23 protein-coding genes, 2 tRNA genes and 1 pseudogene are annotated in these 26,956 nt (G+C 60.0%); 4 read left to right on the top strand and 22 right to left on the bottom strand.

Annotation, left to right across the window (positions count from 1 at the left end; all coding sequences use genetic code 11):
* Positions 1–42: 42 nt before the first annotated feature.
* The 13 genes from truB to rlmE form a co-directional block, all read right to left on the bottom strand.
* On the bottom strand, positions 43–960 hold the full coding sequence (truB, locus tag BLP99_RS08065; RefSeq protein ID WP_072388543.1) for a tRNA pseudouridine(55) synthase TruB: 918 nt from the start codon (positions 958–960) through the stop codon (positions 43–45).
* A 3-nt stretch (positions 961–963) separates the two neighbouring features.
* On the bottom strand, positions 964–1,359 hold the full coding sequence (gene rbfA / locus BLP99_RS08060) for a 30S ribosome-binding factor RbfA (protein ID WP_072388545.1): 396 nt from the start codon (positions 1,357–1,359) through the stop codon (positions 964–966).
* 160 nt (positions 1,360–1,519) lie between these two features.
* The gene (gene infB / locus BLP99_RS08055; protein ID WP_072388547.1) at positions 1,520–4,039 is read right to left on the bottom strand and encodes a translation initiation factor IF-2; all 2,520 of its coding nucleotides are present in this window, start codon (positions 4,037–4,039) and stop codon (positions 1,520–1,522) included.
* Between the two features lie 27 nt (positions 4,040–4,066).
* Entirely contained in the window at positions 4,067–5,548 is a 1,482-nt protein-coding gene (gene nusA / locus BLP99_RS08050) for a transcription termination factor NusA (RefSeq protein WP_072388549.1), read from the bottom strand.
* Between the two features lie 59 nt (positions 5,549–5,607).
* Positions 5,608–6,066, bottom strand: coding sequence for a ribosome maturation factor RimP (gene rimP / locus BLP99_RS08045; protein ID WP_072388755.1), 459 nt, complete (start codon positions 6,064–6,066; stop codon positions 5,608–5,610).
* Positions 6,067–6,205: 139 nt separating this feature from the next.
* Positions 6,206–6,282, bottom strand: a tRNA-Met gene (locus tag BLP99_RS08040).
* A 97-nt stretch (positions 6,283–6,379) separates the two neighbouring features.
* Positions 6,380–6,465 (bottom strand) — tRNA-Leu (locus BLP99_RS08035).
* A 22-nt stretch (positions 6,466–6,487) separates the two neighbouring features.
* Positions 6,488–6,871, bottom strand: a complete 384-nt coding sequence (secG, locus tag BLP99_RS08030) for a preprotein translocase subunit SecG (protein WP_072388551.1) — start codon at positions 6,869–6,871, stop codon at positions 6,488–6,490.
* 4 nt (positions 6,872–6,875) lie between these two features.
* Positions 6,876–7,631, bottom strand: a complete 756-nt coding sequence (tpiA, locus tag BLP99_RS08025; protein ID WP_072388553.1) for a triose-phosphate isomerase — start codon at positions 7,629–7,631, stop codon at positions 6,876–6,878.
* Positions 7,632–7,697: 66 nt separating this feature from the next.
* Positions 7,698–9,035, bottom strand: a complete 1,338-nt coding sequence (gene glmM, locus BLP99_RS08020) for a phosphoglucosamine mutase (protein ID WP_092180127.1) — start codon at positions 9,033–9,035, stop codon at positions 7,698–7,700.
* A gap of 16 nt (positions 9,036–9,051) precedes the next feature.
* Positions 9,052–9,903, bottom strand: coding sequence for a dihydropteroate synthase (folP, locus tag BLP99_RS08015; protein ID WP_072388557.1), 852 nt, complete (start codon positions 9,901–9,903; stop codon positions 9,052–9,054).
* Between the two features lie 8 nt (positions 9,904–9,911).
* Entirely contained in the window at positions 9,912–11,822 is a 1,911-nt protein-coding gene (gene ftsH / locus BLP99_RS08010; RefSeq protein ID WP_072388559.1) for an ATP-dependent zinc metalloprotease FtsH, read from the bottom strand.
* A gap of 191 nt (positions 11,823–12,013) precedes the next feature.
* Positions 12,014–12,664, bottom strand: coding sequence for a 23S rRNA (uridine(2552)-2'-O)-methyltransferase RlmE (gene rlmE / locus BLP99_RS08005; protein WP_053152126.1), 651 nt, complete (start codon positions 12,662–12,664; stop codon positions 12,014–12,016).
* Positions 12,665–12,770: 106 nt separating this feature from the next.
* Between rlmE and BLP99_RS08000 the strand changes: the two genes are divergently transcribed.
* On the top strand, positions 12,771–13,079 hold the full coding sequence (locus BLP99_RS08000; protein ID WP_072388561.1) for a YhbY family RNA-binding protein: 309 nt from the start codon (positions 12,771–12,773) through the stop codon (positions 13,077–13,079).
* Between the two features lie 13 nt (positions 13,080–13,092).
* Here BLP99_RS08000 and BLP99_RS07995 read toward each other — a convergent pair whose 3' ends face one another.
* The 8 genes from BLP99_RS07995 to grpE form a co-directional block, all read right to left on the bottom strand.
* Positions 13,093–13,497, bottom strand: a complete 405-nt coding sequence (locus BLP99_RS07995; RefSeq protein WP_092180124.1) for an MFS transporter — start codon at positions 13,495–13,497, stop codon at positions 13,093–13,095.
* A 28-nt stretch (positions 13,498–13,525) separates the two neighbouring features.
* Positions 13,526–14,002 (bottom strand): transcription elongation factor GreA, encoded by a 477-nt coding sequence (greA, locus tag BLP99_RS07990; RefSeq protein ID WP_072388757.1) that lies wholly within the window; start codon positions 14,000–14,002, stop codon positions 13,526–13,528.
* Between the two features lie 2 nt (positions 14,003–14,004).
* Positions 14,005–17,226: a carbamoyl-phosphate synthase large subunit gene (gene carB / locus BLP99_RS07985; protein WP_072388565.1), complete on the bottom strand. Its 3,222-nt coding sequence runs from the start codon at positions 17,224–17,226 to the stop codon at positions 14,005–14,007.
* Positions 17,227–17,331: 105 nt separating this feature from the next.
* Positions 17,332–18,468: a glutamine-hydrolyzing carbamoyl-phosphate synthase small subunit gene (carA, locus tag BLP99_RS07980; RefSeq protein WP_072430732.1), complete on the bottom strand. Its 1,137-nt coding sequence runs from the start codon at positions 18,466–18,468 to the stop codon at positions 17,332–17,334.
* A gap of 256 nt (positions 18,469–18,724) precedes the next feature.
* On the bottom strand, positions 18,725–19,531 hold the full coding sequence (gene dapB / locus BLP99_RS07975) for a 4-hydroxy-tetrahydrodipicolinate reductase (protein ID WP_072388569.1): 807 nt from the start codon (positions 19,529–19,531) through the stop codon (positions 18,725–18,727).
* Between the two features lie 9 nt (positions 19,532–19,540).
* Positions 19,541–20,665, bottom strand: a complete 1,125-nt coding sequence (gene dnaJ / locus BLP99_RS07970; RefSeq protein ID WP_072388571.1) for a molecular chaperone DnaJ — start codon at positions 20,663–20,665, stop codon at positions 19,541–19,543.
* Between the two features lie 319 nt (positions 20,666–20,984).
* On the bottom strand, positions 20,985–22,901 hold the full coding sequence (dnaK, locus tag BLP99_RS07965; RefSeq protein ID WP_072388573.1) for a molecular chaperone DnaK: 1,917 nt from the start codon (positions 22,899–22,901) through the stop codon (positions 20,985–20,987).
* A gap of 102 nt (positions 22,902–23,003) precedes the next feature.
* Positions 23,004–23,570 carry a nucleotide exchange factor GrpE gene (grpE, locus tag BLP99_RS07960; RefSeq protein WP_072388575.1) on the bottom strand — a complete coding sequence of 189 codons (567 nt, stop codon included), beginning with the start codon at positions 23,568–23,570 and terminating at the stop codon, positions 23,004–23,006.
* Positions 23,571–23,813: 243 nt separating this feature from the next.
* Between grpE and recN the strand changes: the two genes are divergently transcribed.
* Complete coding sequence (gene recN, locus BLP99_RS07955) at positions 23,814–25,487, top strand: DNA repair protein RecN (RefSeq protein WP_072458705.1); 1,674 nt, start codon at positions 23,814–23,816, stop codon at positions 25,485–25,487.
* A 54-nt stretch (positions 25,488–25,541) separates the two neighbouring features.
* On the opposite strand, the gene fur is transcribed toward recN, so the two are convergent.
* Complete coding sequence (gene fur / locus BLP99_RS07950; protein WP_072388579.1) at positions 25,542–25,946, bottom strand: ferric iron uptake transcriptional regulator; 405 nt, start codon at positions 25,944–25,946, stop codon at positions 25,542–25,544.
* Positions 25,947–26,043: 97 nt separating this feature from the next.
* Here fur and BLP99_RS07945 point away from each other — a divergent pair, with 97 nt between their 5' ends.
* Complete coding sequence (locus tag BLP99_RS07945) at positions 26,044–26,571, top strand: outer membrane protein assembly factor BamE (RefSeq protein WP_072388581.1); 528 nt, start codon at positions 26,044–26,046, stop codon at positions 26,569–26,571.
* 116 nt (positions 26,572–26,687) lie between these two features.
* Positions 26,688–26,956: pseudogene (locus BLP99_RS07940) on the top strand (IS110 family transposase); the annotation flags it as partial.

Below are 26,956 nucleotides of genomic sequence, written 5' to 3'. Positions count from 1 at the left end.
CAGCCACACTCGCCCGCCTGCTGTTACACAGACGGGTTCCGGTCATTCCGACCGAATCAATCGACGTGGCGCAATGCGCCCGTCTTCGCTCACTTCACCGATACCGATGAAGCGACCGTTGTGATCCTGTACCCGTACCATGCCGAATTTCGGCGCGTCCGGGGCGCGTACCGGCTGGCCGTTGAGCCAGTAGAAAGCGCTGTGTTCGGAGAACTGCAGCAGCGGCCAATCCAGCAAGCCACTGTCCGATGGCATCAGGAAACGGTCCACCGCTTCGTTGCCACCTTCGGCATGTGCCGCTTCCAGCTCTTGCAACGTGACCGTCTGGGCCAGCGCGAAAGGACCGGCCTGGGTCCGTCGCAGTTCTGCCACGTACGCACCACAGCCGAGCTGCTCACCGATATCCTCCACCAGGGTACGGATATAGGTGCCTTTGCTGCAATCCACGGCAAGCCGGACAGTATTACCGTCAAAAGCCAGCAATTCCAAGCGCGCAATAGTAACAGAACGCGGTTCACGCTCCACTACTTCGCCTGCACGAGCCAGCTTGTACAGCGGCTGTCCGTCCCGCTTGAGCGCGGAGTACATCGGCGGTATCTGACTGATTTGCCCGCGGAAACGCGGCAGTACCGCTTCGATATCCGCCTGACCAACGGTCACCGGGCGCTCGCGCAAAACCTCGCCTTCGGCATCTGCCGTGGTGGTGGTCTTGCCCAGTTGCGCCAGGGTTTCATAGCCCTTGTCGGAATCGAGCAGGTACTGGGAGAACTTGGTCGCCTCGCCGAAGCACAACGGCAGCACGCCGGTGGCAAGCGGATCGAGGCTACCGGTATGTCCCGCCTTCTCGGCATTGAGCAACCAGCGAACCTTCTGCAATGCCGCGTTGGAGGTAAACCCCAGCGGTTTGTCGAGCAGGATGATGCCGCTCACGTTACGACGGATACGTTTGACCTGAGCCACCGGTTACTCCTTGGTGTCTTCGGGTTCAGCCGCGTGCTGACTGTCTTCAGCCACGGCGCGCTCGATCAGGGCCGACAGATGCGCCCCGCGCGCGACGCTTTCGTCGTAGTGGAAATGCAACTGTGGAACGCTGCGCAACTTCATTTCGCGGGCCAGCTGCATGCGTAGGAAACCGGCGGCCGAGTTGAGCACCTTGATGCTCTGGCCGATGTCTTCAGCATTGTCCTGGCCCATCACGGTGATGAAGATCTTCGCATGACCGACGTCACGACTGACTTCTACCGCGGTGATGGTCACCAGGCCGACACGTGGATCCTTGACTTCGCGACGGATCAACTGCGCCAGCTCACGCTGCATCTGGTCGCCGATGCGTTGGGTACGGCTATATTCTTTTGCCATGTCTTGTTACCTGTTACTGCCCCACGGTGAAACCCGCAAGGTCTGAAAGCGGCAAACGCCCGGCCTGGCAAAAAGCCGGACCGGGCGTTGCGTTTAGAGTCCGCCGGCGACGGCGCGCATGTGCATGCGGCCAGCCACCAGGGCTCTTGAAGTGCGCGAGTCAGAGGCTGCGAGCAACCTGGACCTTCTCGAAGACTTCGATCTTGTCGCCAACCTTGACGTCGTTGTAGCTCTTGACGCCAATACCGCATTCCATGCCGGCACGTACTTCGGAAGCGTCATCCTTGAAGCGACGCAGGGATTCCAGCTCGCCTTCGAAGATCACGATGTCTTCACGCAGTACACGGATCGGACGGTTACGGTGAACGACACCTTCGATCACCATGCAACCGGCGATCGCGCCGAACTTCGGCGAACGGAACACATCGCGTACTTCGGCCACGCCCAGGATGTTTTCCCGCACGTCGCTGCCCAGCATGCCGGTGAGGGCTTTCTTGACGTCTTCGATGATGTCGTAGATCACGTTGTAGTAACGCATATCCAGACCTTCCTGCTCGACGATCTTGCGAGCGCCGGCATCGGCACGCACGTTGAAGCCGAACAGTACAGCGTTGGAAGCCAGTGCCAGGTTGGCGTCGCTTTCGGTGATACCACCGACGCCGCCGCCGACCACACGCACCTGCACTTCGTCGTTGCCCAGGCCGTTCAATGCGCCCTGCAAGGCTTCCAGCGAGCCACGGACGTCGGACTTGAGGACGATGTTGAGCGTCTTCTTCTCTTCCTGGCCCATGCTTTCGAAGATGTTTTCCAGCTTGCCGGCGTGAGCGCGAGCCAATTTGACTTCGCGGAACTTGCCTTGACGGAACAGAGCCACTTCACGGGCTTTCTTCTCGTCGGCCACAACGCTCATCTCGTCGCCAGCGTCCGGGGTACCGTCCAGGCCGAGGATTTCGACCGGAATGGCCGGACCGGCCTCCTTGATGGCCTTGCCGTTCTCGTCGAGCATGGCACGCACACGGCCATAGTTCGAACCGACCAGCACCATGTCACCCTGACGCAGCGTACCGTCCTGAACCAGAACCGTTGCCACCGGACCGCGGCCCTTGTCCAGGCGCGATTCGACTACGACACCACGGCCAGGAGCCGATGGCGTGGCGGTCAGTTCGAGCACTTCAGCCTGCAGCAATACCGCTTCGAGCAACTCGTCGACGCCAGTACCCATCTTCGCGGAAACCGGGACGAATGGCGTGTCGCCACCCCAGTCTTCGGAGGTCACGCCGTGAACCGACAGTTCGCTGCGGATGCGATCGAGGTCGGCACCCGGCTTGTCGATCTTGTTCACCGCCACCACCAGCGGAACACCGGCCGCCTGGGCGTGCTGGACAGCCTCGACAGTCTGAGGCATCACGCCGTCGTCCGCCGCGACCACCAGGATCACGATGTCGGTCGCCTTGGCACCACGGGCACGCATTGCGGTAAACGCGGCGTGGCCCGGGGTATCGAGGAAGGTGACCATGCCACGTTCGGTTTCAACGTGGTACGCACCGATGTGCTGGGTAATGCCGCCGGCTTCGCCAGCCGCTACCTTGGCGCGACGGATGTAGTCGAGCAACGAGGTCTTACCGTGGTCGACGTGGCCCATGACGGTCACGACCGGTGCACGAGGAACCGCTTCACCTTCGAACTTCAGGGACTCGGCCAGGGAATCTTCCAGGGCGGTGTCGCTGATCAGGGTCACTTTGTGGCCCAGCTCTTCGGCAACCAGTTGGGCAGTTTCCTGGTCCAGTACCTGGTTGATGGTGGCCGGGGTACCCAGCTTGAACATGAACTTGATGATTTCAGCAGCCTTGACCGACATCTGCTGGGCCAGGTCGCCCACGGTGATGGTCTCGCCGATCTTCACTTCGCGCACGACAGGACCGGTAGGGCTCTGGAAACCGTGGGCGTTGCGCTTCTTCAGCTTGGCCTTGCCACGACCGCCGCGACGGAAGCCATCGCTTTCTTCGTCGGTGGTGCGTGGAGCAACCCGCGGGGCCGGTGCCTTTTCCTTGACCGACGCGCGATGAGGAGCATTCTTGCGCTCGCCATCACCACCACGACGGTTTTCGTCGGCACGCGACTTGTCCGGGCGACGCTGTTCGTCACGCTTGCGGGTATCCGCCACAGGGGCTGGAGCCGGAGCCAGTACCGGCGCGCTTTCACGCACAGGCTCGACAACCTCGGCAGGTTCCGCGACCGCTTCGACCGGAGCGGCTTGCTCCGCAGGAGGCTGGCGACGCGCTTCTTCTTCGGCGCGGCGCTTGGCTTCTTCTTCAGCCTTCTGGCGCGCAGCATTTTCCGCTGCACGACGTTCTTCCAGCTCGCGTTTGCGCTCGGCTTCGATTTCTTCCGGGCTGCGCTGCACGAAAACTTTCTTCTTGCGCACTTCTACGCTGATGCTCTTGCTACCGGCAACACGCAGGGTGCTGGTAGTTTTACGCTGCAGCGTGATCTTGCGCGGTTCTTCCACTTTTGCCTTGTGACTGCTCTTCAAGTGAGTCAGCAGGGACTGCTTCTCACTGTCGGTCACATGTTCCTCGGCGGCGGTGTGCGGCAGACCTGCCTCACGCATCTGCTGCAACAGGCGCTCTACCGGTGTTTTGACCTCATCGGCCAGTTGTTTCACCGTGACTTGCGTCATGCACTTCTCTCCTCAGGCCGCGCCTAATTACTCGAACCAGTGGGCTCGGGCGGCCATGATCAACTTGCCGGCACGATCATCGTCAATGCCGTCGATGTCGAGCAGATCGTCAATAGACTGCTCGGCCAGGTCTTCGCGGGTAATTACGCCGCGCACCGCCAGTTCCATCGCCAAATCCTTGTCCATACCCTCAAGCGAGAGCAGGTCTTCGGCCGGATGGGCGTCTGCCAGCTTTTCCTCAGTAGCGATGGCTTTGGTCAACAAACGATCCTTGGCCCGAGCGCGAAGCTCGGTGACGATATCTTCGTCAAAGCCATCGATGTTGAGCATCTCTTCCACCGGCACGTAGGCAATCTCTTCCAGGCTGGTAAAGCCTTCATCCACCAGCACCTGCGCCAACTCTTCATCGACTTCGAGCTCTTCGATGAAATTGCGCAGGATGTCGCCGGTTTCAGCTTGCTGTTTGGCCTGGATGTCCGATTCGGTCATCACGTTCAAGGTCCAGCCTGTCAGTTGGCTGGCCAGACGTACGTTCTGACCACCGCGACCGATGGCCTGGGCCAGATTGTCTGCGCCAACGGCGATGTCCATGGCATGGGCATCTTCGTCGACGATAATTGCCGCCACTTCGGCAGGCGACATGGCATTGATCACGAACTGGGCCGGGTTATCGTCCCACAGCACGATGTCCACGCGCTCGCCGCCCAACTCGCCGGATACGGCCTGGACACGCGAACCGCGCATGCCGATGCAGGCACCTTGCGGGTCGATACGCTTGTCCTTGGAACGGACCGCGATCTTGGCACGCGAGCCCGGATCCCGGGAGGCGCCCATGACTTCGATCAGGCCTTCGGCGATTTCCGGCACTTCGATGCGGAACAACTCGATCAGCATTTCCGGCGCGGTACGCGACAGGATCAACTGCGGGCCGCGGTTCTCGGTGCGGATTTCCTTGAGCAGCGCACGCAGACGCACCCCCACCCGGAAAGTCTCGCGGGAAATGATGTCTTCGCGAGCCAGCAGCGCCTCGGCATTGTTGCCCAGGTCGACGATCACGTTGTCGCGGGTAACCTTCTTCACGGTGCCGGAGATGATTTCACCCAGCTTCTCGCGATAGGCGTCGACGACTTGCGCACGCTCGGCTTCGCGAACTTTCTGCACAATGACCTGCTTGGCAGTCTGTGCAGCGATGCGACCGAACTCGATGGATTCGATCTTTTCCTCGACCACGTCACCCACCTTGGCGCCAGGATGCGTTTGCGCAACCTTGCTCGGCCAGGTTTCGATCGCCGGGTCATCCAGGTCGGCTTCCTCGACTACCGTCCAACGACGGAACGTCTCGTAGGCACCGGTGTGGCGATTGATCTCCACACGCAAGTCAACTTCGTCTTCAAACCGCTTCTTGGTAGCAGTGGCCAGAGCCAACTCCAGCGCTTCAAAAATCACGCCAGCCGGTACGCCCTTTTCATTGGATACCGACTCAACAACCAGCAGTACTTCTTTGCTCATCGTACGCCTCGCCTTTCGCAAGCCATTGGATCCGCGGGATCCGCAGTATCTGGCACGTATCAGTCAAAACTGGGAATAATGTTGGCCTTGTCGATCATATCGATCGGCAACAGGAACTCATGGTCATCTACCTGCACCACGACGTCCTGCTCTTCTACACCGCGCAGAAGGCCTTGAAAGTTGCGTCGTCCTTCAAAAGGCGAGCGCAGCTTGATCTTTACTTGTTCCCCGGCAAACGAGGCAAACTGTTCGAGAGTGAACAGAGGGCGCTCCATGCCAGGCGAGGAAACTTCAAGGGTGTATTCGCTGCTGATAGGATCTTCAACATCCAGTACACCGCTGATCTGACGGCTGACGATGGCACAGTCGTCCACCAGCACGCCGCCTTCCTTATCGATATAAACGCGCAACAGTGAGTGGCGACCTTGAGCCGAAAACTCAATACCCCAGCATTCATAGCCAAGGGCCACGACCACCGGGGCCAACAAGGCCTGCAACTGTTCTAGCTTGCTCGACACCTGAACCCCCTCGTGCATGTTTGTGCATGCTGTGCAAATAAAAAAAAATGGGCGAATCGCCCATCCCTGAAACGCCGTTGAACAGCGGCGTTGTAAAGTGTCCAGCTAACAAAAAGCCCCTTGGAAGGGGCCCTGAAACTGGTTGCGGGAGCCGGATTTGAACCGACGACCTTCGGGTTATGAGCCCGACGAGCTACCAGGCTGCTCCATCCCGCGACAAAGCTGGGGCAAAAGTATACGACCGATCCCTTATAGGGTCAATGTAACCTTCCACCTACAAGAAAGCCCGCAACTGCGGGCTCTCCTGTTCAATTGGTACCGAGAAGGGGACTCGAACCCCTACACCCTATGGGCACAACCACCTCAAGGTTGCGTGTCTACCAATTCCACCACCTCGGCAAATACAGCGCTTGAAACCTTCTTACTTCTGCTCTTGAGCTGGAGGCACGTCAGTCGCCGAGTTGGCCGACTTTTGCTCTTGAAGCACCGGGACATCATCAGAAGCCGGTTGTTGCTTTGGCACTTCCAGTACTGCCGGGTTTGGCAAACCTACTTGAGTCAGCTCTTGAGCTTTCTCTTTAGCAAAGTAACCTAACCCTAAGCTGGTCAAGAAGAAACCGGCGGCGAGTATAGCAGTAAACTTACTAAGAAAGGTAGAGGAACCTTGGCTTCCGAATACAGTATTTGAAGCACCTGCACCGAAAGACGCACCAGCATCCGCACCTTTACCCTGCTGCAGCAGTACGAGAGCAACTACACCCAGTGCACCCAGCAGATGAAAAACGACTACGACTGTTTCCAGCATTTTTTCAGTTTCCCGCGGCGCGACAGATCGCACCGAACTCATCTGCATTCAGGGACGCTCCACCAATGAGCCCCCCATCGATATCCGGCATGCCGAACAGTTCGGCCGCATTGGCCGCCTTCACGCTGCCGCCGTATAGAAGCCGCACACCTCGTGCCACTTCAGAATTCTCTTCCGCCAACTGCGCGCGGATGGCGGCGTGCACATCCTGCGCCTGTTGCGGCGAAGCCGTCAGCCCGGTACCAATGGCCCAGACAGGCTCGTAGGCAATGACTGCCTTTGCAAAAGCACCGACACCCAGGTCTTCGATGATGCTGCCGAGCTGACGCCCGACAACCTCAATGGTCCTGCCGGCCTCACGATGCGCGAGGGTTTCCCCTACGCACAACACCGGGATCAGACCACAGGCCTGAGCTGCAGCAAACTTGCGGATCAAGGTCTTGTCCTGCTCGCCCATGATCTGGCGACGCTCGGAATGCCCAACCAGGACCAGGGAGCAACCTGCATCCACCAACTGACTCGGCGCAATCTCGCCCGTCAACGCACCCTGCATGGATTCCACCGCAGAGTTCTGCGCGCCGACCGAGATCGACTTGCCTTTCAAGCCATCAACCACTTGGTTGATATACAAGCAAGGCGGGAATACCGCGACATCAACACCGCTTGGCAAGGCCAGATGACGAAGGCCGTTGATCAGCTCAGCGACGCTGGCGCGGGTACCGTGCATCTTCCAGTTACCAGCTACCATAGGGCGACGCATGCTGTACCTCGTCGGTCAAAGTGGGCGCAGATGTTACCCAACCGATTCATGACTGGCAAGCCGAATTCAGGCAGAAACTTCACTAACAAGCTTCGCCAGCTCTTCGGCATAACCGCGGACCTGTGCTTCATCCTCGCCTTCGACCATGACGCGCACCAGGGGCTCCGTACCGGACTTGCGCAGCAACACGCGCCCACGTCCCGCCATCGCCTGGGTCACGCGCTCGCTGGCCTGCTTGACCGTCTCATGCTCGAGCGGGTTCGCACCACCACCGAAACGCACATTGATCAGCACTTGCGGGCATTTGCGCAACGCTTGACGCGATTGGGCCAGACTTTCATTGCGCGCCTTGAGCGCCATCAACACCTGCAAGGCGGCGATGATCGCGTCGCCGGTCGTGGTGTGGTCGAAGCACACGATATGGCCGGAGTTTTCACCACCGATGACCCACTCGCGCTCCAGCAGCTCCGAAATGACATAACGGTCGCCGACGTTGGCTCGCACGAACGGGATATCCAGGTCCGCCAGGGCCAGCTCGAGCCCGAGATTGCTCATCAGAGTACCGACCACACCGCCCTTCAGCTTGCCGCGCTCATGCAGATCGCGAGCGATGATGAACAGCAGCTCGTCCCCATCCACGACCGTGCCGGTGTGATCGACCATCAGGACCCGATCGCCATCGCCATCGAAGGCGATCCCGATATCGGCCTGCTCTGCCAGGACCGCAGCCTGCAAGGCGTCGGTATGGGTGGAGCCACAGTTGTGGTTGATGTTCAGCCCGTTCGGCTGGGCAGAAAGCACCACGACATCGGCACCCAATTCGCGGAATACACTCGGTGCGACTTTATAGGTGGCGCCATGAGCGCAATCGACGACGACTTTCAGCCCGGAGAAGCTGGTACCGGTGGGCACGCTGCCCTTGCAGAATTCGATATAGCGACCCGATGCGTCGTTGATCCGCGATACCTTGCCGATCTTGCTCGACTCGACCACCGTCATCGGGGTATCCAGCAGCTCTTCGATCATCAGCTCGACTTCGTCCGGCAGCTTGGTGCCCTTGCCGGAGAAAAACTTGATGCCGTTGTCATCATGGGGATTATGAGAAGCACTGATGACGATACCCGCCTGCGCATGGAAGGTACGCGTCAGGTAGGCAATGGCCGGCGTCGGCATCGGCCCCAGCAGCATCACATCGGCACCCGCCGAGGTCAGACCAGCCTCAAGAGCCGACTCGAACATGTAGCCGGAAATGCGCGTGTCCTTGCCGACCAGCACCTTGCAGGCGCCCATCTTGCGGAACGCCATGCCAGCGGCCCAGCCGAGCTTGAGCATGAAATCAGGTGTAATGGGGTACTCGCCGACCCGACCACGAATGCCGTCGGTGCCAAAGTATTTCTTGCTCATAAGTGCTCCGTCATTCTTATTCGGCTGATTCCACCGCTGCGATCATCCGTACGATATCCATCGTTTCGGCCACATCATGCACCCGCAGCAGGCGCGCGCCTTTTGTAACAGCCAGGGCCGCGAGCGCAAGACCGCCATACAGGCGCTCTCCCACCGGTCGACCCAGGGCATTGCCTATCATGCTCTTTCGCGAGACGCCGACCAACAACGGCCGCCCCAGGGCATGCAATGCCTCCATGTGCTTGAACAGGCTCAGGTTGTGAGCCAAGGTCTTGGCAAAACCGAACCCGGGATCCAGCACGATCTTTTCGGCAGGGATACCCGCCGCGACGCACTGCTTCAGGCGTTCCGCGAGGAACTCGCCCACCTCCCGGGTCACGTCACCATAACGAGGATCGTCCTGCATGGTTCCGGGCTCGCCGAGCATATGCATCAGACACACCGGCAGGCCGGTAGCCGCCGCGGCATCCAGGGCTCCATCGCGCCGCAAGGCGCGGACGTCATTGATCAGCCCCGCCCCAAGTCGCGCGCTTTCGCGCATGACCGCCGGCGTGGACGTATCGACCGAAATTATGACATCAAGTTCGCGATGGATGCGTTCGACAATCGGCGCCACCCGCTCCAGCTCTTCGACGGGCGAGACGGCTCGTGCGCCCGGCCGGGTCGATTCGCCGCCAACATCGATCAGCGTCGCGCCGGCCGCCACCATGCCTTCGGCATGCCGCAGCGCAGCATCGAGCTGGCTGTATCGGCCACCATCGGAAAAGGAATCGGGGGTGACATTGAGAATGCCCATGACATGCACGCGGGCCAAATCAAGAACCCGGTTGCCGCAAAGCAACCGGGTCGAGGACTGTACAGAAGTCATTTCAAGCCTTAGACATCAGCAGCCGGACCACCGATCGGTGTTTCCGGGCGCTCGCCCTGTACCGCTGGAGGAGTACCTGGAGTACCGGTACCACCCGACCAGTCGCGAGGTTCACGAGGAGGACGGCCCGCCATGATGTCGTCGATCTGCTCGGCATCGATGGTTTCATATTTCATCAACGCATCGGCCATGGCATCGAGCTTGTCACGGTTGTCCGTAAGGATCTGCTTGGCGGTGCCGTAGCACTGGTCGATGATGCTGCGTACTTCGGAGTCGATCAGCTTAGCGGTATCACCCGAGAAACTGGCGTGCTGGCCGGTACCACCACGACCGAGGAACACCTCGCCCTCTTCTTCCGCATACATCAGAGGCCCCAGCTTTTCGGACAGGCCCCACTTGGTGACCATGTTCCGGGCAATCTGGCTGGCACGCATGATGTCGTTGGACGCCCCGGTGGTCACACCATCGAAGCCCAGGGTCATTTCCTCGGCGATACGACCGCCGTACAACGAACAGATCTGGCTGATCAAGGCACGCTTGGACAGGCTGTAGCGATCCTCTTCCGGCAGGAACATGGTCACGCCCAGCGCACGACCACGGGGGATGATCGAAACCTTGTAGACGGGATCGTGCTCAGGCACCACCCGGCCCACGATGGCATGCCCCGCCTCGTGATACGCGGTGTTGCGCTTTTCCTTTTCCGACATGACCATGGTCTTGCGCTCGGCGCCCATCATGATCTTGTCCTTGGCCAGCTCGAATTCCTTCATTTCCACGACGCGCTTGCCGGAGCGGGCGGCGAACAACGACGCCTCGTTCACCAGGTTGGCCAGGTCGGCACCGGAGAAGCCCGGCGTGCCGCGAGCGATGACCGCAGGAGCAACGTCGTCACCCATTGGCACCTTGCGCATGTGAACCTTGAGGATCTGCTCCCGACCACGAATATCCGGCAGCCCTACCACGACCTGGCGGTCGAAGCGGCCTGGACGCAACAGTGCGGGGTCGAGCACGTCAGGACGGTTGGTCGCGGCAATCACGATGATGCCGTCGTTCATTTCGAAGCCATCCATCTCCACCAGCAACTGGTTGAGGGTCTGCTCGCGCTCATCGTGACCGCCACCCATGCCGGCGCCACGGTGGCGACCAACGGCGTCGATTTCGTCGATGAAGATGATGCATGGCGCATGCTTCTTGGCCTGTTCGAACATGTCGCGAACACGGCTGGCACCCACGCCGACGAACATCTCGACGAAGTCGGAGCCGGAAATCGTGAAGAACGGCACCTTGGCTTCGCCGGCAATCGCCTTGGCCAGCAAGGTCTTGCCGGTACCGGGCGGGCCGACCATCAGCACGCCACGAGGGATGCGGCCACCCAGGCGCTGGAACTTGCCCGGATCACGAAGGAATTCCACCAGCTCGCCGACTTCTTCCTTGGCTTCGTCACAACCAGCGACGTCAGCCAGCGTGGTCTTGACCTGGTCTTCGGAAAGCAGGCGCGCCTTGCTCTTGCCAAAGCTCATCGGCCCGCCCTTGCCTCCGGCACCGCCCTGCATCTGGCGCATGAAGAACATGAACACCGCGATGATCACCAGGATCGGGAAGCTGGCCACCAGGAGCTGGGTCCAGATGCTTTGCTGCTCAGGCTGCTTGCCTTCGACCACGACATGGTTGTCCACCAGGTCGCCGATCAGGCCATTGTCCTGGATGGCCGGACGAATGGTCTTGAAGCTGTCGCCATCGGTACGCTTGCCGGTGATCACATAGCCATCGACGGCAACGCGCTCGACCTTGCCATCCTTGACCTGCTGAATGAAGTCGGAATAGTTGAGGGTCTGCGGCTCGTTAGGGCTGGAGAAGTTGTTCATCACCGTCACAAGGACAGCGGCGATGATCAACCACAGGATCAGATTCTTTGCCATGTCGTTCAATTAACTACCCTCTGAAGCTGGCTCCGCTGACGGCGCGCGCCTCGCATGATATTCACCGGCCTAACTTACTACATTACCTACGACCCTGGCAGGCGCCGTCTGTAACCCTTTGTGAAACTTTGACCGCATAATTTTCGTTACGCGACGTTTGCAATGCGAAATAAAAAAACCTATCGACCCTTTCAAAGACGCTCATCGCTGGCCGAACCCTCGATCCCGCGGAAGCCACGCGCCAACAGATACTGTTCGCGGGAGCGGTCGCGAGACGACAATGGCTTGCGCATCTGCACCTTGTCGAACAACTTGCGGATGCCCTTGTGGTATTCGTCGAAGCCTTCGCCCTGGAAGACCTTGATCAGAAAATCACCGCCTGGACGCAGAACCCGCCCGGCGAGATCCAGGGCCAGTTCGCTGAGAAACATCGCACGGGGCATGTCGACAGCCGCCAATCCACTCATATTGGGGGCCATATCGGAAATCACAAGGTCCACCTGCGTATTTCCGACGGCCTCCAGGATTTTCGCCAGCACGGCGTCTTCTGTGAAATCGCCCTGGATGAAGGTCACATCGGGGATGCTGTCCATCTCCAGGATGTCGGAAGCGATCAAGCGACCTTGCCCGCCAATCAGACGACTGGTCACCTGGGACCACCCACCAGGCGCCGCGCCGAGATCGATCACGGTCATGCCGGGACGGATGAGCCGGTCCTTTTCCTGGATCTCCAGCAGCTTGTAGCTGGCACGCGAGCGATAGCCGTCTTTCTGCGCCATCTTGACGTATGGATCGTTGAAATGCTCTTTGAGCCAGTTCTGGCTAGTCTTGGAACGGGCCACAGGCCACCTCTGAATAAAAACGGGTCGTGATTAAGTGGGCGGTCCCGGACGCGCTCGGGTAAACTGGCCGCCGCTTTTTTACAAGATCAGACGCAGGGGTCAGATTATGCCGCTCACTCAAGAGCAGAAGAAACAATACAAATCCATTGGCCACCATCTGAAACCGGTTTTGACTGTGGCTGACAACGGTTTGACTGAAGGTGTACTGGCCGAGCTGGAACGCGCCCTGAGCGATCATGAGCTGATCAAGATCAAGCTCAACATCCTCGATCGCGAAGCCCGCCTGGCTGCCATCGCTGAACTGTGCAAGGCCGGCAAGGCCGACCTGGTGCAGGTCATCGGCAAGATGGCGTTGATTTATCGCAAGAATTTCAGCGTCAACAAACAACTGTCGAACGTTCACCGCTTCAAGTAACGCCAATCAAAGCTCAAGGGTGCGCTTCGCGTACCCTGCCGCTCCACCCCGGAACCGGCTGCAGCACCAGCACCAAGCCAGAGAAACCCAGCACCAGGTAACTGAATACCTGCCACCGACTCGCATCCGGCCAGCCGAGACGAACCGCGAAGAACATCCCGCACGCATACAGCGCCATGAGCAGCAACTGCCCACGCATGTCGCGCCATAGGCTCGAAAGGCCCTCGACCTGAACCAGTACCAAGGCCTGGAATACGACACACACTGCCGAGAAGATGACCAGCAGCAGCGTCAGCATGCCAGCTATTTCATCGATCAGCAGCGGCGCCAGGCCGATCCGACCCAGCACCGGCAGCATACCGATGTGTAGCAACCAGAGGCCGCCCACCCATAACATCTGGGTCAGCTGCCAAAGCATGGCGCCCGCTTTCAGCAGGCGGCCTCGCTCAGATGTGGCGGACTTCGACAATCTCGTACTCGATGACGCCACCCGGCGTCTTTACCGCGACCACATCCCCTTCCTCCTTGGCAATCAAGGCGCGGGCGATGGGCGAACCAACGGATATCTTGCCGAGCTTGATGTCTGCTTCGTCCTCACCAACGATCTGGTAGGTCACGCTTTCATCGGTCTCGACGTTGGCGATTTCCACGGTGGTACCGAAAATCACCTTGCCCGTATGCTCAATCGTCGTGACGTCGATGATCACGGCGTTCTGCATGCGGCCTTCGATATCCCGGATACGCGCCTCGACCATGCCCTGTTCCTCGCGGGCGGCATGGTATTCGGCGTTTTCCTTGAGATCGCCCAATTCGCGGGCCTCACCGATAGCCTGGCTCAAGCGCGGACGCTCGACCTTGGTCAGGTGGGCCAGCTCGGCTTCCAGGGCGCGAGCGCCCTGAACGGTCATGGGGTACTTGGTTATGCTCATGCCTTCAATCCTGCATGTAGATCCTGCAAGCGGCGCACGGTCTTCTCGGGACCGAACTTGAGCGCTTCGCAGATCGCTTCGCCCGCAGCAATGGTCGTTGTGCAATAGATCTTGTGCTGCAGTGCATTGCGACGAATGGAATAGGAATCGGCGATCGACTGGCGACCCTCAGTGGTGTTGATGATCAGCGTGACTTCGTCATTCTTGATCATGTCGACCACATGCGGACGCCCTTCGGTCACCTTGTTCACGCGGCGCACTTTCAGGCCCGCCGCCTCGATCACTTTGGCGGTACCGGCAGTGGCAACCACTTCGAAGCCCAAGTTGATCAGATCACGGGCCACGCCTGCAACCAGTGGCTTGTCGTCATTACGCACGCTGATGAACGCCGTGCCGCCTGTTGGCAGGACTTCGCTGGCGCCCATCTGGGCCTTGGCGAAAGCCTCGCCGAAGGTGTCGCCCACCCCCATCACTTCACCGGTGGACTTCATTTCCGGGCCGAGGATCGGGTCCACACCAGGGAATTTGGCGAATGGGAACACCGCCTCTTTCACGCTGTAGAAGTTCGGAATGATTTCCTTGGTGAAGTTCAGTTCGGCCAGGGTCTTGCCGGCCATGACGCGCGCCGCGATCATCGCCAGGGAAACACCGATGCACTTGGACACGAACGGCACGGTACGGGACGCGCGCGGGTTGACCTCGATGACGTAGATGTCTTCGCCCTGAAGCGCCAGCTGCACGTTCATCAGGCCGACCACACCCAGTTCCAGGGCCATTTTCTTGACCTGCTCGCGCATTTCGTCCTGCAGGTGCGCCGGCAACGAGTACGGCGGCAGCGAACAGGCCGAGTCGCCGGAGTGAACGCCAGCCTGCTCGATGTGCTGCATGATCGCGCCGATCACCACGTCCTTGCCGTCACAGACCGCATCCACGTCCATTTCGATGGCGCAGTTGAGGAAATGGTCCAGCAGCACCGGGCTGTCGTTGGACACCTGGACCGCTTCGCGCAGGTAGCGCTTGAGCTCTTCCTCTTGATAGACGATTTCCATCGCCCGACCGCCCAGTACATAGGATGGACGCACCACCAGCGGATAACCGATCTTGGCGGCGGCACGAATCGCTTCGTCTTCGCTGCGCACGGTGGCGTTAGGTGGCTGACGCAGGTTCAGGCGCTCGACCATCTGCTGGAAGCGCTCACGGTCTTCGGCGCGGTCGATCGCATCCGGGCTGGTACCGATGATCGGCACGCCGGCGGCCTCCAGGGCACGGGCCAGTTTCAGCGGCGTCTGGCCGCCATACTGGACGATCACGCCCTTTGGCTTCTCGACGCGAACGATTTCCAGCACGTCTTCCAGGGTCACTGGCTCGAAGTACAGGCGATCGGAGGTGTCGTAGTCGGTGGATACGGTTTCCGGGTTGCAGTTGACCATGATGGTCTCATACCCGTCGTCGCGCAGGGCCAGTGCGGCGTGTACGCAGCAATAGTCGAACTCGATACCCTGGCCGATCCGGTTCGGACCGCCGCCCAGGATCATGATCTTGTCACGGCCCGATGGCGCCGCCTCGCACTCTTCCTCGTACGTGGAGTACAGGTAGGCGGTGTCGGTGGCGAATTCGGCGGCGCAAGTGTCGACGCGCTTGTAGACCGGGAACACTTCGAGCTTGTGGCGATGCGCACGCAGGCTCTTCTCGGTCACACCCAGCAGCTTGGCCAGGCGCATGTCGGAGAAACCCTTGCGCTTGAGGCGGAACATGGTATCGCGGTCGATACTGGACATGCCCAGGGTCTTGACCTTCTCCTCTTCCTTGACCAGATCTTCGATCTGCACCAGGAACCATGGATCGATCATGTTCATGCCGAAGATCTGCTCGACGGTCATGCCGGCACGGAAGGCGTCGGCCACGTACCAGATACGCTCGGCACCCGGCACGGTCAGCTCGCGCTTGAGCTCGCTCATGCTTTCCGGGTTGTTCAGGTCGACCTTCGGATCGAGACCGCAAACACCCACTTCCAGGCCACGAAGCGCTTTCTGCAGGGATTCCTGGAACGTCCGGCCGATGGCCATGACTTCACCCACCGACTTCATCTGGGTCGTCAGGCGGGCGTCGGCCTTGGCGAATTTCTCGAAGGCGAAACGTGGCAGCTTGGTAACGACGTAGTCGATGGACGGTTCGAAGGATGCCGGGGTCTTGCCGCCGGTGATGTCGTTCGACAACTCGTCCAGGGTGTAGCCGACGGCCAGCTTGGCGGCGACCTTGGCGATCGGGAAGCCGGTCGCCTTGGAGGCCAGGGCCGACGAACGGGACACCCGCGGGTTCATTTCGATGACCACCATCCGGCCTGTGTTCGGGCAGATGCCGAACTGGACGTTGGAACCGCCGGTTTCCACGCCGATCTCGCGCAGTACCGCCAGGGAGGCGTTACGCAGGATCTGGTATTCCTTGTCGGTCAGGGTCTGGGCCGGCGCGACGGTGATCGAGTCACCGGTGTGCACACCCATCGGGTCGAAGTTTTCGATGGAGCAGACGATGATGCAGTTGTCCTTTTTGTCGCGGACCACTTCCATCTCGTACTCTTTCCAGCCGATCAGCGATTCGTCGATCAGCAGTTCCTTGGTCGGCGACAGGTCCAGGCCACGGGAGCAGATCTCTTCGAATTCTTCACGGTTGTAAGCGATGCCACCACCGGTGCCACCCATGGTGAAGGAGGGACGGATGATGCAAGGGAAACCGAGACGCTCCAGCACGGCGTTGGCTTCTTCCATGCTGTGGGCGATGCCCGAGCGCGGGCACTCCAGGCCGATGGACTTCATCGCCTTGTCGAAACGCGAGCGGTCTTCGGCCTTGTCGATGGTGTCGGCATTGGCGCCGATCATTTCCACACCGAACTTCTCCAGGACGCCTTCACGCTCGAGGTCCAGGGCGCAGTTCAGCGCGGTCTGGCCACCCATGGTCGGCAACAGCGCGTCCGGGCGCTCCTTTTCGATGATCTTGGCAACGGTCTGCCACTTGATCGGCTCGATATAGGTGGCGTCGGCCATGGCCGGGTCGGTCATGATGGTGGCCGGGTTGGAGTTCACCAGGATGACGCGGTAGCCCTCCTCGCGCAGGGCCTTGCAGGCCTGGGCGCCGGAATAGTCGAACTCGCAGGCCTGGCCGATGACGATCGGGCCAGCGCCGAGAATCAGGATGCTTTTTATGTCTGTACGTTTTGGCATGGGTTTGTCACTCAAATCCGCAGGTCTGTCGGCTAGGCCGTCGAACAATCTTTGAAGCGCCCGTGGGGGCCTCCGCATGCGGGGCCGCCCTCGGGCTTCACGCGGTCAGCGTCGCTTGGCCATTTCATTGATGAAGCGATCGAACAGCGGAGCCACATCGTTCGGGCCCGGGCTGGCTTCAGGGTGGCCCTGGAAGCTGAAGGCGCTCTTGTCGGTTCGCTCGATGCCTTGCAGCGTGCCATCGAACAGCGACTTGTGGATTGCCCGCACATTGGCCGGCAGGGTCGCTTCGTCCACGGCGAAGCCGTGGTTCTGGCTGGTGATCATCACGACACCGGTATCCAGATCCTGGACCGGGTGGTTGGCGCCATGATGGCCGTGGCCCATCTTCAGCGTCTTGGCGCCCGAGGCCAGGGCCAGCAACTGGTGACCGAGGCAGATGCCGAAGACCGGAATCTCGGTTTCCAGCACATCCTTGATCGCCTGGATTGCATAGTCGCAAGGCTCGGGGTCGCCCGGGCCGTTGGACAGGAACACACCGTCGGGCTTTAGGGCCAGGACGTCGGCCGCCGGGGTCTGCGCCGGGACCACGGTCACACGGCAGCCGCGCGCCACGAGCATGCGCAGGATGTTCAGCTTGACGCCGTAGTCGTATGCAACGACGTGGTACGGCAATTCGGACGCTTCGATCGTCGGATGGCCGTCGATCTTCAGGTCCCAGACCGAGGAGCGCCACTCGTACTGCTGCTTGGTGCTGACCACCTTGGCCAGGTCCATGCCCTTCAGGCCAGGGAAGCCTTGGGCGGCGGCGATGGCCGCTTCTTCGCAAATGTTGTCTCCGGCCATGATGCAGCCGTCCTGCGCGCCTTTTTCCCGGAGGATGCGAGTCAGGCGACGGGTGTCGATTCCAGCGATCGCCACGACGTTGTTGGCTTTCAGGTAGTCGGACAGGGACATGGTGTTACGCCAGTTGCTCGCTACCAGCGGCAGGTCACGGATGACCAGGCCGGCGGACCAGACACGATCGGACTCGGCGTCTTCCGGCGTGGTGCCGGTGTTGCCGATGTGCGGGTAAGTCAGGGTAACGATCTGCTGGGCGTAGGAAGGATCGGTAAGAATTTCCTGATAGCCGGTCATTGCGGTGTTAAACACCACCTCACCAACGGTCTGACCGTCGGCTCCAATGGCTTCGCCGCGAAAAATGCTGCCATCAGCAAGGGCGAGTATGGCTGGCTTAGTCAAGAAGACCTCCCGTAAATAAAGCCTGAAAGGGCGATCGCAGGTTGTAAAAAAGCGGAGTGACGTATGGACACGTCACCCCGCTTCTTTACACTGAATTATTCTGCGCGCTTTTAGTGGACACACTAAAGCTGTAGCTTACAGAAAAAGGCTTTTTTGGTCCACCGCTAATGAGCCTTAAAGGCAGGGGAATGCGACAGGGCGTCGCGAAGCGGTGCAAAACGGGGCTCAGTGTAACCCGAACCCCGCCTCGAAGACATCAACGCAGGTCGAGGACGTCCTGCATGTCGTACAGCCCAGGCTCGCGCCCATCCAGCCACAGCGCGGCACGCACGGCGCCCTTGGCGAATGTCATCCGACTGGAAGCCTTATGGGTGATTTCCAGGCGTTCGCCTTCGGTGGCGAACAGCACGGTATGGTCACCTACCACATCCCCGCCACGCACGGTCGCGAAACCGATGGTGTCCCGCTCCCGCGCGCCGGTGTGCCCCTGGCGCCCATAGACCGCCACTTCCTGCAGGTCACGCCCCAGCGCATCGGCAATCACTTCCCCCATGCGCAAGGCGGTGCCCGATGGTGCATCGATCTTGTGCCGGTGATGCGCCTCGATGATTTCGATATCCGCATCATCCCCCAGCACGCGAGCGGTCAGGTCGAGCAATTTCAGCGACAGGTTCACGCCGACGCTGAAGTTCGCCGCGAACACGATCGGAATATCCTTGCCAGCATCCGCGAGCAATTGCTTCTGCGCGGCATCCAGGCCAGTGGTACCGATGACCATGGCCTTACCGTGCTTGCGGCAGACGGCGAGGTTCTTCAGCATGACATCCGGCAGCGTGAAATCGATCAGGACATCGAACTCGTCCAGCACCTTTTCCAGGCCACCGGACATCGGGACACCGATACGTCCAAGGGAGGCCAGTTCACCGGCATCAGCCCCCACCAGGGTGCTGTCAGGCCGAACGATGGCCGCCGTCAGCCCCGAGAGCGGCGAACGCTGCTGCACGGCCTCGACCAACGCCTTGCCCATGCGCCCTGCAGCGCCCATCACAGCTATACGTCGCATGCGACCTCCTTACAGATCGCCGAAGAAGCGCTTCACGCCTTCGAACCAACCGGTGGTTTTCGGTGAGTGACTGTTGTCGTCGGCCAGCGAGCTGCGGAACTCTTCCAGCAATTCGCGCTGACGACGACTCAGATTCACCGGCGTCTCTACCGCGACACGACACATCAGGTCACCGGCACCGCCGCCACGCACGGGAGCGACGCCCTTGCCGCGAATCCGGAACTGCTTGCCGGTCTGCGTCCCCTCGGGGATCTTCAGCTTCACCCGGCCATCCAGGGTCGGGATCTCGAGTTCGCCACCCAGCGCTGCGTCGACGAAGCTGATCGGCACCTCACAGAACAGATGCTTGCCGTCGCGCTGGAAGATCGAGTGCTCACGCACGTTGATCACCACATACAGGTCGCCAGTCGGGCCACCCTGGGCACCCGCTTCGCCTTCACCGGACAGGCGGATGCGGTCACCGGTATCGACACCGGCCGGCACCTTGACCGACAGCGTCTTGTATTCTTCGACACGGCCTTCGCCATGGCAGGAATCGCACGGGTCGGAAATGATTCTGCCTTGGCCATGGCAACGCGGGCAGGTCTGCTGCACCGAGAAGAAGCCTTGCTGCATGCGAACCTGACCGATACCGCCGCAGGTCGGGCAGGTAACCGGCGAGGACCCTTTCTTGGCCCCCGAACCGTCGCACGGCTTGCAATTGACCAGCGTCGGCACGCGGATGTTGACGGTGGTGCCGCGCACCGCTTCTTCCAGGTTCAATTCCAGCGTGTAGCGCAAGTCGCTGCCACGCTGGGCGCCGCCCCGGGCACCGCCGCGACCGCCACCGAAGAAATCACTGAACACGTCGCCGAAGATATCGGAGAAGTTCTGACCGCCGAACCCGGCACCGCCACCGCCCATGCTCGGATCGATACCGGCATGGCCATACTGGTCGTAAGCCGCACGCTTGCTGGAGTCGGACAGCACTTCGTACGCTTCGTTGGCTTCCTTGAACAGCTCCTCCGACGCTTTATCGCCGGGATTACGGTCCGGGTGATGCTTCATTGCCAGGCGACGATAAGCCTTTTTCAGCTCCGCCTCGCTGGCCCCCCGCTCTACACCCAATACTTCGTAAAAATCACGCTTCGCCATTAGTCTTTGCACTCTTATAGGACGTCCGGCAAAACTCTCCTGAGCCTCGCCCAACTCGTTGAGCCCCCAAAACAGGCTCGGACCCAACGCCGATTCAACGATCCTGGTCTTAAATCTTTCAGCCAGGTACCCGGCCAAAACGCAGCGTCTGTCGTTCGGAAAGCAGGAGCATTCCCGATCACGCCGCCAGCACCCGAACGCTGTCGCATGCTGTAAAAATTCGTTGGCTCCAGACACGCCAACGCGGGAGCAAGCCCCCGCGCGGCGACATCCTACCAGTCACCGCACAAACGCAGTCAACCGGCCGACCAACAAGCAGTTACTTGTTTTCTTTCACTTCTTCGAACTCGGCATCGACGACATCGTCAGCCTTGCCAGCCGACTCGCCTTGCTGCGCAGCACCTTCAGCCGGCTGAGCCTGTTCGGCGTACATCTTCTGGGCCACTGGAGCGGAGACTTTGGACAGCTCCTCGATCTTCGCTTCGATGGCAGCCTTGTCGTCGCCCTTGACGGCAGCTTCCAGGGCAACCACGGCCGCTTCGATCGCAGTCTTCTCTTCAGCGGTCACTTTGTCGCCGGCATCCGCCACCATCTTGCGAGTCGAGTGCACCAGCGCATCACCCTGGTTACGGGCACTGGCCAGCTCTTCGAACTTGCGGTCTTCCTCGGCGTTGACCTCGGCATCGCGAACCATCTGCTGGATTTCTTCCTCGGAAAGACCGGAGTTGGCCTTGATCACGATCGACTGAGTCTTGCCGGTAGCCTTGTCCTTCGCACCTACGTGCAGAATGCCGTTGGCGTCGATGTCGAAGGTCACTTCGATTTGCGGCACGCCACGTGGAGCCGGTGGAATCTCGGCCAGGTCGAACTTGCCCAGGGACTTGTTCTGGGCAGCCTGCTTGCGCTCACCTTGCAGCACGTGGATGGTCACCGCGCTCTGGTTGTCGTCGGCAGTCGAGAACACCTGGGATTTCTTGGTAGGAATCGTGGTGTTCTTCTCGATCAGCGCAGTCATCACACCGCCCATGGTTTCGATACCCAGGGTCAGCGGGCTGACGTCGAGCAGCAGAACGTCCTTCACGTCACCGGCCAGAACGGCGCCCTGGATGGCAGCACCCATGGCAACGGCTTCGTCCGGGTTAACGTCCTTGCGTGGCTCCTTGCCGAAGAAATCGGTAACCAGCTTCTGGACCAGCGGCATACGGGTCTGACCGCCGACGAGGATCACGTCGTTGATCGCGCCAACGTCGATACCGGCATCCTTCATCGCAATGCGGCAAGGTTCGATGGTGCGCTGAACCAGGTCTTCAACCAGTGCTTCGAGCTTGGCACGGGAGATTTTCACGTTCAGGTGCTTAGGACCGGTGGCGTCTGCGGTGATGTACGGCAGGTTCACGTCGGTCGACTGGCTCGAAGACAGCTCGATCTTGGCTTTCTCGGCAGCTTCCTTCAGACGCTGCATCGCCAGCGGGTCACCCTTGAGGTTCATGCCGGTTTCTTTCTTGAACTCGTCGACCAGGTAGTCGATCAGGCGGATGTCGAAGTCCTCGCCACCGAGGAAGGTGTCACCGTTGGTGGCCAATACTTCGAACTGGTGCTCGCCATCGACTTCCGCGATTTCGATCACGGAAACGTCGAAGGTACCACCACCCAGGTCATACACGATCACGGTGTGATCGCCCTTGGCCTTGTCCATGCCGTACGCCAGGGCGGCGGCAGTCGGTTCGTTGATGATACGTTTTACGTCCAGGCCCGCGATGCGGCCGGCGTCCTTGGTAGCCTGACGCTGGCTGTCGTTGAAGTAGGCCGGTACGGTGATGACCGCCTCGGTCACAGCCTCGCCGAGGTAATCTTCGGCGGTCTTCTTCATTTTCTTCAGGATTTCAGCCGAGATCTGTGGCGGAGCCATTTTCTGGCTGTTCACTTCGACCCAGGCGTCACCGTTGTCGGCCTTGGCGATCTTGTACGGCACCATCTTGATGTCTTTCTGAACGACTTCTTCGTCGAACTTGCGACCGATCAGACGCTTCACCGCGTACAGGGTGTTGTGCGGATTGGTCACTGCCTGGCGCTTGGCCGACTGGCCCACCAGGATTTCGCCGTCGTTGGCGTACGCGATAATCGACGGCGTGGTACGCGCGCCTTCAGCGTTTTCGATAACCTTGGCCTTGCCGTTTTCCAATACGGAGACGCACGAGTTGGTGGTCCCCAGGTCAATACCGATGATCTTGCCCATGTTAACTCTCCCGGAACTTGGATTTTGTTGCCGCAGCAGTGGTGGCTAACTGCGGTAGCACTTAAACGCTTGACTTCTTAAATGGGGCCGCTGCGCCCGATTTCAAGCCTGCTCGTCAATAGAAGGTGAAACCGGTGCCGGCGCCTTGCTGACCACGACCATGGCCGGACGCAACAGGCGGCCGTTGAGCAGGTAGCCTTTCTGGAAAACTTTCAGCACGCTGTTCGGCTCGACGTCGGCACTTTCCTGCATCGCCATGGCCTGGTGGTGCTCGGCGTTGAAGGGTTCGCCGTGAGGATCGATGGCTTCCAGCTGATAACGCTTGAGGGTGTCCTGGAACATCTTCAGGGTCAGCTCGATGCCTTCGCGCATCGGACGAATGTTCTCGTCGTCCGGGCTGGACAGTTCCAGGCCGCGCTCCAGGCTGTCGATGATCGGCAGCAGGTCGCCGGCGAACCGCTCCAAGGCGAATTTGTGAGCCTTTTCAACATCCTGCTCGGCGCGACGGCGAACGTTCTGCAGGTCGGCTGCGACACGCAACGCCTGATCCTGCGCACCCGCCAGTTGCTCCTCGAGCACTTGCACACGTGCCGCCAGGTCTTCGCCCGAATCCTGGGGAGCCTGATTGGCGTCTAGATTTTGCGTATCCGGTGTCTGTTCGTCAGCCATAGATTTCTCCTTTCAATTTCGTCCGCGAGGCTCGACTCGCGCTTCTGCCCCCGTATATGGGGCCGGGTTTTCCAGCTTCAAGGGCCGACCGACGAATTGACCTTACAAAAAACAGCTGCATATCTATTACCGGTCGCGCTAAGAAATCCCACCACCTAAGCAAATCGAGCTAAGCGAAGGCATTGTCAGCCCAAAACAAAACACTGTATAAATAACCAGACCTGAAGCCTGGGAGCGGCCTTTATGCTGGTTCACCTGTCCGTACACAATTACGCCATCGTCGAACACCTCGACCTTGAACTCGATCGAGGCATGAGCGTGATCACCGGTGAAACCGGCGCCGGCAAGTCCATCATGCTGGACGCCCTGGGCCTGACCCTGGGCGACCGCGCCGACAGCGGCGTCGTGCGGCCCGGGGCGGACAAGGCAGACATCCTGGCCACCTTCGACCTGGTGGATATCCCCGAGGCCAGCGCCTGGCTGGCCGAGCGCGACCTGGATACCGACGGTCTGTGCATCCTGCGCCGGGTCATCACCGCGGAGGGGCGTTCCCGGGGCTACATCAATGGCACGCCCTGCCCCCTGGGTGATCTCAAGGCCCTTGGCGAGCTGCTGATCGACATTCATAGCCAGCACGAACACCAGTCCCTGCTCAAGACCGATACCCATCGCCGCCTGCTTGATGAATACGCCGGCGCCACCGACCTGGCCCGCCAGGTCCAGCTGGCCGCCCAGCGCTGGCGCCAGACCCGGCAGGAACTGGACCGGCTCTCCAACTCCGGCGACGAACAACGTGCCCGCCATCAATTGCTGAGCTACCAGCTCGAAGAGCTGGAAAACCTGGCGCTGGGTGAAAACGAGCTGGAGGAGCTGGAGCAGGAACACAAGAACCTGACCAATGCCGAAACCCTGCTGGGCATCTGTCGGCAAGTGGTCGAGCAATGCAGCGAAAGCGATTCGGGCAACGTCCTCAGCGCCCTGACCGCCAGCCTGAACCGGCTCACCAGCGTGAACAATTCCGTCGGCTCGCTGAGCGAAGCGACCAACCTGCTGACCAGCGCCCAGATCCAGGTCGAGGAAGCCGTCGGAGAACTGAACCGGTTCCTCGATCACTTCGACGCCGACCCGGCGCGCCTGCAATACCTGGAAGAACGCCTGGACACGATCTATACGCTGGCCCGCAAGCACCGTGTCCAGCCGACCGACGTCATCGAGCTGCAACAGCGCCTGCTCGAGGAACTCGAAACCCTGAACGCTAACGATGAATCCATCGAACGCCTGGGCGACGAACTGGCCTCCTATGCCCGCCACTATCAGGAAAAGGCCAAGGAGCTCAGCGAGCTGCGCCACCAGGCCGCGACGAAGCTGGCCAGCGCCGTGGAGCAGGAAATCCAGCGCCTGGGCATGCCAGGCGGCCGTTTCACCATCGAATTGCACCCCAACGCCGGCGACGAACTGCAGCCCAACGGACTGGAGCAGGTGGAGTTACTGGTCAGCGCCAACCCGGGACAACCGCTCAAGGCGTTGGCAAAAGTCGCATCCGGCGGCGAATTGTCTCGGATCAGCCTGGCCATCCAGGTCATCACCGCGCAGACCTCACGCGTACCGACCCTGGTATTCGACGAGGTGGACGTGGGCATTGGCGGTCCCACGGCGGAAATTGTCGGTCAGCTGCTACGCCGTTTAGGCGAACGCGGCCAGGTCCTGACGGTGACCCACCTGCCCCAGGTTGCCGCACAGGGGCATCAGCACCTGTTTGTCCACAAGGTAAGGGGCGAGGAAGACACTCGTACCGCCGTGTCCAAGCTCAACAAGAGCGAGCGAGTCGAAGAAGTGGCGCGCATGCTCGGGGGCATCGACCTGACCAAGGAGTCCTTGGCTCACGCGAAGAAAATGGTCGTCGCGACAAAAATCTGAAGAGCTGAAATGTAAAAAGGCGACCCCAGGGTCGCCTTTTTACATTTCGAAAGCTTATTTCTTTTTACGTACGTGCAAGACGAGATGGTGATCGATCAGCTCGAAACCATAGTCTTCAGCAATTGCTTTTTGCAGCTTTTCGATTTCAGGACTGACGAATTCGATGACCTCACGGCTTTCCACGTCCACCATGTGATCGTGATGTTCCCCGTCAGCCAGTTCGAAAACCGCATGACCGCCATCGAAATTATGACGAGCCACAAGCCCGGCAGCCTCGAATTGAGTCAGTACACGGTAAACCGTGGCCAGACCGACGTCCTCGCCAGCTTCCATGAGGGCCTTGTAGACGTCTTCGGCACTCATGTGCCGCTGCTCGGCGGAGTCGAGCATTTGCAGAATCTTGACCCTTGGCAAGGTCACCTTGAGGCCTGCTTTGCGTAGTTCGCTATTTTCAACCATGGTCAGCTTTCTCGCGATGCTGCTTCGCAGCTTCTCTTAATGCGGGTATGATCGGCGTTTACGTTGTCCCAGCCAAGATAGTGGAAGTCGCCCACCGATGCAAAACACCAAGCTCTTGCTAACCAGTTTCACCTTCGTGGGACTGCTCGCACTCGCCGGTTGTTCATTCCCCGGGGTTTACAAAATCGACATCCAGCAGGGCAATGTCGTCACGCAGGACATGATAGACCAGTTACGCCCCGGAATGACCCGTCGGCAAGTACGGTTTATCATGGGTAACCCCCTGTTGACCGACACGTTCCACGCCGATCGCTGGGATTATCTCTACAGCTTGCAGCCTGGCGGCGGTGAGCGCCAGCAGGAACGCATCAGCGTTATCTTCAATGCCAATGACCAACTCGTCAGCCTGTCGGGCGATTTCATGCCTGGCGTAAGCCGTGACGAAGCCATCATGGGCAAGGAAAGCGGTACTACCGTCACCGATCCGACCAAGAACACCGAGCAGCAGGAATCGGAAAAACCGGCCAAGCCAGGCTCGTTGCTGGACCAGATCCAGAAGGACGTCGACAGCGTCGAGACCGTACCGGTCCCGACACCGGAGCCACTGGACACGTCGCCGCAATAAACCGCATCAAAATAAAAAACCCGGCATGCCGGGTTTAATGAGATGGTCAGCCTGACCGAGAAGCCCTGCAGGTTTACGCTTGCAGGGCTTTTCTCGTTTTCGGCGGAGGATCTCTCATGAACACGATGACGCTTCTCGGCATCGACATTGGTAAACACAGTTTCCATCTGCACGGCCAGGACGCCAAAGGTCATCAGGTTTTGCGCAAGAAAACCAGCCGCAGCCAATTGCTCGGCACATTGGCCCAACTGCCGGCCTGCACGGTGGTGATGGAGTCGTGTGGCGGTGCCCACTGGCTGGCTCGACAGGTTGAGGCATTGGGCCACGAGGTAAAACTGATTGCCCCGCAATACGTTAAGCCGTTCGTCAAAGGCAACAAAAACGA

It is taken from the genome of Pseudomonas sp. NFACC32-1, assembly GCF_900101215.1.
Taxonomy (GTDB): domain Bacteria; phylum Pseudomonadota; class Gammaproteobacteria; order Pseudomonadales; family Pseudomonadaceae; genus Aquipseudomonas.
This window is presented reverse-complemented; position numbering and strand designations above follow the sequence as displayed.